General features: G+C 71.8%; 1 protein-coding gene. It reads left to right on the plus strand.

What is annotated here, in order from left to right; genetic code table 11:
- Nucleotides 1-72: 72 nt before the first annotated feature.
- On the plus strand, nt 73-5,747 hold a 5,675-nt coding region (locus ACF089_RS35805; protein WP_392036387.1), incomplete at its 3' end, for an amino acid adenylation domain-containing protein.

Below are 5,747 nucleotides of genomic sequence, written 5' to 3' on the forward strand. Positions count from 1 at the left end.
TATCGCACGGGTGATGTGGCGCGGTGGTCGCGGGAGGGGGAGTTGGTTTTCGGGGGGCGTGTGGATGCTCAGGTGAAGATTCGTGGGTATCGGGTCGAGCCGGGTGAGGTCGAGGCGCTTCTGGTGGGGCATGAGGGTGTGAACCAGGCCGCCGTCATCGCCCGTGAAGACCGACTCGGCCAGAAACATCTGGTCGCCTACGTCGTGACTTCCTCCGGCGCCGCCACCGCTTCAGACAGCGGCGCCGACAGCGGAGCAAACGCGGGCACAAGCGCCACCCTCGGCACGGACATCAGCCGTGAGCTGCGCGAATTCATAGCCTCCAAGCTGCCGGAGTACATGGTTCCGGCGGCGGTGATGGTGCTGGACACCCTGCCGGTCACGGTGAACGGGAAGCTGGACCGGGCCGCGCTGCCCGCTCCCGACTTCGCGGTCCACAGCGGCGGCCGCGGTCCGGCGACTCCGGTGGAGGAGGTGCTGTGCGGCCTGTTCGCCGAGGTGCTCGGCCTGGACCGGGTGGGCGCCGAGGCGTCCTTCTTCGACCTGGGCGGCGACTCGCTCCTCGCCATGCGGCTGATCGCCCGCGCCCGTGCCGTACTCGACATCGAGCTGAGCATCCGCGAACTCTTCGCCTCGCCGACGGTCGCCGCTCTCGCCCGCGCGATCGACAGCGCCCGCGGTGATGTGCGCATCGCCCTGACCCGGCGGGACCGGCCCGAGGTGCTGCCGCTGTCCTACGCCCAGCAGCGCATGTGGTTCCTCAACCGGCTGGCGGAGACCGAGGCCGGAGCCGACGCCACCTACAACCTCCCGCTCGCGCTCCGGCTGTCGGGCGAGCTGGACATCGCCGCGCTGGAGGCGGCGCTCGGGGACGTGGCCGACCGGCACGAGACCCTGCGGACCGTCTTCCCGGAGACCGACGGCGCTCCCCGTCAGGAGATTCTCGACGGCCCCGAGGGCCGGCCCCGGCTGGAGGTCGCCGAGGTCTCCGGCGCCGAGCTGGACGAGACGCTCGCGGCGGAGCTGGTTCGCGGCTTCGATCTGAGCGCCGATCTGCCCTGGCGCATCCGGCTGCTGATGACCGGCCCGTCTCAGTACGTGCTGCTGATCGTGGCCCACCACATCGCCGTCGACGGCTGGTCGATGGGCGCGCTCTCGCGCGATCTGAGCACCGCCTACGCCGCCCGCCGCGAGGGACGCGCCCCGGGCTGGGAGCCGCTGCCGGTGCAGTACGCCGACTACGCGCTCTGGCAGCGCGAGGTCCTCGGCGACCTCGAAGACCCGGACAGCCTCATCAGCGCCCAGATCGACCAGTGGCGGACCGCCCTCACCGGAGCGCCGGAGGAGCTGGTGCTCCCGAGCGACCGTCCGCGTCCGCCGGTCTCCACCTTCCAGGGCGGCACGGTGCCCGTGCGCGTGGGCGCCCGTACCCACGCCGGGCTGGTCGAGGTCGCCGGGCGCGGCCGGGCGACCATGTTCATGGTCATGCACGCAGCGATCGCCGCTCTGCTGTCCCGGATGGGCTCGGGCGACGACATCCCGATCGGTACGCCGATCGCGGGCCGAGGCGATGCCGCGCTGGACGATCTCGCGGGCTTCTTCGTCAATACGCTCGTCCTCCGTACGGATCTGAGCGGCGACCCCGCATTCACCGAACTCCTCCGCCGGGTCCGGGAGACGGACCTCGCGGCCTACGGCCACCAGGACGTGCCGTTCGAGCGGCTGGTGGATGTGCTGAACCCGGCCCGGTCCCTCTCCCGGAACCCGCTGTTCCAGGTGATGATGTCGCTCCAGACGGCCGCCTCGCCGCGCTGGGAGCTGCCGGGTCTCGCCGTCGACCCCGTACCGTTCGCCGCCGAGGCCGCCCGCTTCGATCTGTCGCTCGACCTGGTCGAGCAGCGCGACGGCCAGGGCGCTCCGGCCGGCATCGGCGGCGGAATCCTCTACGCGACCGACCTCTTCGACGCACCCACCGCCGAGGCCCTGGCGGACCGTCTGACCCGGGTGCTGGAGCAGATCGCCGCCAACCCGCGGATCCGGCTGAGCGAGCTGGAAATCCTCGGCGAGACCGAGCGCTCGCGGGTGGTGACGGAGTGGAACGACACCGAGCAGTCGGTCGAAGCCGGACTGGTGCTGGACTTCTTCGCGGACCGGGTCGCCGCGGCTCCGGATGTGCCGGCGGTCCGGTCCGGTGCGGATGTGCTGTCGTACGGGGAGCTGGACGAGCGGTCGAACCGGCTGGCGCGGGCGCTGATCGAGGCCGGTGTCGGGCGGGAACGAGTCGTCGGGCTGTGCCTGCCGCGCGGGGTGGACATGGTCGTGGGCCTGCTGGCGGTGTGGAAGGCCGGCGGGGCGTACGTGCCGCTGGATCCGGAGTATCCGGCGGACCGGCTGGCGTACATGGTGGCGGACAGCGGTGCGGTGCTGGTGCTGGCCAGTGCGGACACCGAGCCCGCGGGGATCGACGTACCCGTACTGCGCCTTGAGGACGTTCAGGAGACTTCGGCCGCCCCGCTGCGGACGGTGACGAGCCCGGAGCAGCTGGCGTACGTCATCTACACCTCGGGATCGACGGGCCGGCCGAAGGGGGTGGCGGTCGCGCACGGCGGAGTCGCCAACCTCGCGCAGGTGATGCGACCGGTCCTGGGCGTGGACGAAGGGGTGGTGGCGCTCCAGTTCGCCTCCTTCAGCTTCGACGCCGCCGTACTGGATGTGGCGGTGACGCTCGCCGCGGGCGGAACGCTGGTCATCGCGTCGAGTGAGGAACGGACCGAGCCCGAGGCGCTGGCCGAGCTGGTCAGGACCTCAGGCGTCGAGGTCGCGAGCGTCGTCCCCTCGCTCCTCGGGGTGCTGGACCCCGCCGCCGTGCCCGGCGTGTGGAACTGGGTGCTGGGCGCCGAACGCCTCAACGCCGACCTCGCGAGCCGGTGGGTCGCCGGATCCCGGGTGTGGAACACGTACGGCCCGACCGAGGCCACGGTGATCTCCACCGCCGGAGCGGTGGACGAGGACATCCGCCCCGAGGACCAGTCCCCTGGCATCGGCCGCCCGATCGGCAACACCCAGGTCTTCGTCCTGGACGGCTTCCTTCAGCCGGTCCCGGTCGGTGTGACGGGTGAGCTGTATGTGGCGGGCGCCGGTCTGGCGCGCGGCTATGCGGGCCGGCCGGATCTGACGGCGGAACGCTTTGTGGCGAGCCCGTTCGGCGGTCGTGTGTACCGCTCCGGAGACCTGGCCCGATGGACGGCGGACGGCCGGCTGCTCTTCGTCGGCCGCGCGGACGACCAGGTGAAGATCCGCGGCTTCCGGGTGGAGCCCGGCGAGGTGGCGTCCGTCATCGCCGCCCATGAGAGCGTGGGGCAGATCGCGGTCGTCGCGCGGGAGGACCGGCCCGGAGACAAGTGGCTGGTCGCCTACATCGTCCCCGCCGCCGACCAGATCGACCCGGCTGAGCTGCGGGAATTCGCCGCTGAGCGGCTCCCGCAGTACATGATCCCGGCCGCGTTCGTCGTACTGGACGCCCTGCCGCTGACCGTGAACGGCAAGCTCGACCGGGCCGCGCTCCCCGCCCCGGAGTCGGCCGGAAACACCGGTGGGCGGGCTCCCGCCACACCCGCTGAAGAGGTGTTCTGCGCCCTCTTCGCCGAGGTGCTCGGGCTGGAGCAGGTGAGTGCCGACGGTTCGTTCTTCGAGCTGGGCGGCGACTCGATCATGTCCATGCTGCTGGTCTCGGGCGCTCGCCGGGCCGGGCTCGTCATCACCGCCCGGCAGGTCTTCGAACGCCAGACGCCGGAGGGCCTGGCCGCGGTGGCCGGCGCGACCGACGGCGGCGAGGCCGTCCAGGGCGACGCCGGATCCGGTGAGATCCCGCTCACCCCGATCATGCACGGACTCCTCGAACGCGTCGACGCGGAGAAGCTGGGCCAGGTCTTCCAGCCGGCCTTCGTGCTGACCCCGGCGGGTCTGGACTTCGCCCTCCTCACCGAAGCCGTGCAGGCGCTGGTCGACCACCACGACGCCCTGCGGGCCCGCCTTGAGGAGAACGGGTCCGACCGGCTGCTGGTCGTGCCCGAACCCGGGACGGTACGCGCCGACTCCTGGGTGCACCGGGTCGACGCCGTCGGACTGGCGGGCGACGAGCTGCGCCGTCTGATCGGCGAGCGCGCGCGGGAGGCCGTCGCCGCGCTGGATCCCTGGGCCGGGGTGATGGTCCAGGCGGTCTGGTTCGATCTCGGGCCCGATGCGCCGGGCCGGCTGCTGATGGTCGTGGACCATCTGGTGGTCGACGGCGTCTCGTGGCGGGTGCTGCTGCCCGATCTCGCCCAGTCGTACGAGGCGCTGGCCGCCGGTCGCGAAGCCGCGCTGGATCCCGTACCGACGTCGTTCCGGCACTGGGCCCGTGAGCTGGTCGAACAGGCCGGGAGTGAAGAGCGGCTGGCGGAGGCCGCGGAGTGGGTGGAGTTCCTCCAGGGTCCCGACCCGCTCCTCACCTCGGAGCCGGTCGACCCCGAGCGGGACGTCGAATCGACCCTGCGACGGCTCTCGGTCCAGGTGCCCGTCGAGGTGACCGCCGAGCTGTTGACGAGTGTGCCGACGGCGTTCCACGCGGGTATCGACGATGTGCTGTTGGCGGGTTTGACGGCCGCGGTGGCGGAGTGGCGTGACGGTCAGGAGACGGCTGCCGGGAGCGCGATTCTGGTGGATGTCGAGGGGCATGGGCGGGTGCCTCTGTCGGACAGTGATGATCTGTCGCGGACGGTGGGCTGGTTCACGAGCAGTCATCCGGTGCGGCTGGACGTCGGTTCGGCGGATCTGTCCGAGGTGCGGGCCGGTGGTCCGGCCGCCGGGCGGGTGCTGAAGCGGGTCAAGGAGCAGGTGCGGGCGGTGCCCGGGGACGGTCTGGGCTATGGGATTCTGCGGTATCTCAACCCCGAGACCGCTGCTCAGCTGTCCGCGCTGCCGACCGCGCAGATCGGCTTCAACTACCTCGGCCGCTTCGCGGCCTCGGAGACGGCCGCGACGGCCTGGTCCCCGGCCGGCGACGGCCCGGCGGACCTCAGCCTGGGCGGCGAGTACCCGGTGATGCACGCGCTGGAGATCCTGGGCGCGGTCCACGATCTGCCGGAGGGGCCTGAGCTGACGCTGACCCTGCTGTGGCCGGAGGCGTTGGCCGACGAGGCGTCGGTGCGGTCGCTGGTGGAGGGCTGGGCGGCGATGCTGGCCGGTCTCGTCACCCACACCGCCGACGCGGAGAGCGGTGGTCACACCCCCTCCGACTTCTCGCTCGTGTCGTTGGACCAGACGCGGATCGAGGGGTTGGAGGCGGAGGTTCCGGGGCTGGTGGATGTGCTCCCGGTGTCTCCGTTGCAGGAGGGGCTGCTGTTCCACGCGCTCTTCGACGAGCAGGGCACGGATGTCTATGTCGAGCAGTTGGATCTCGGGCTGGACGGGCCGGTGGATCCGGCGGTGCTGCGGGCTTCGTGGCAGGCGCTGCTGGACCGGCACGCGAGTCTCCGTGCGGGGTTCCGGCAGCTGTCGGGGGTGGATGAGCCGGTGCAGGTGGTCACCCGCGAGGTGGTGCTGCCGTGGCGGGAGGAGGATCCCTCCGGGCTGGCGGAGGGGGAGCGTGCGGCTGCGGCGGAGCGGCTGGGGATCGAGGAGCGCTCGCGCCGGTTCGATCTGGCCGCGCCGCCGCTGGTGCGGATTCTGCTGGTCAGGATGGGTCCTGACCAGTACCGGATGATGAT

Source organism: Streptomyces sp. NPDC014894, assembly GCF_043080985.1.
Taxonomy (GTDB): Bacteria; Actinomycetota; Actinomycetes; order Streptomycetales; family Streptomycetaceae; genus Streptomyces.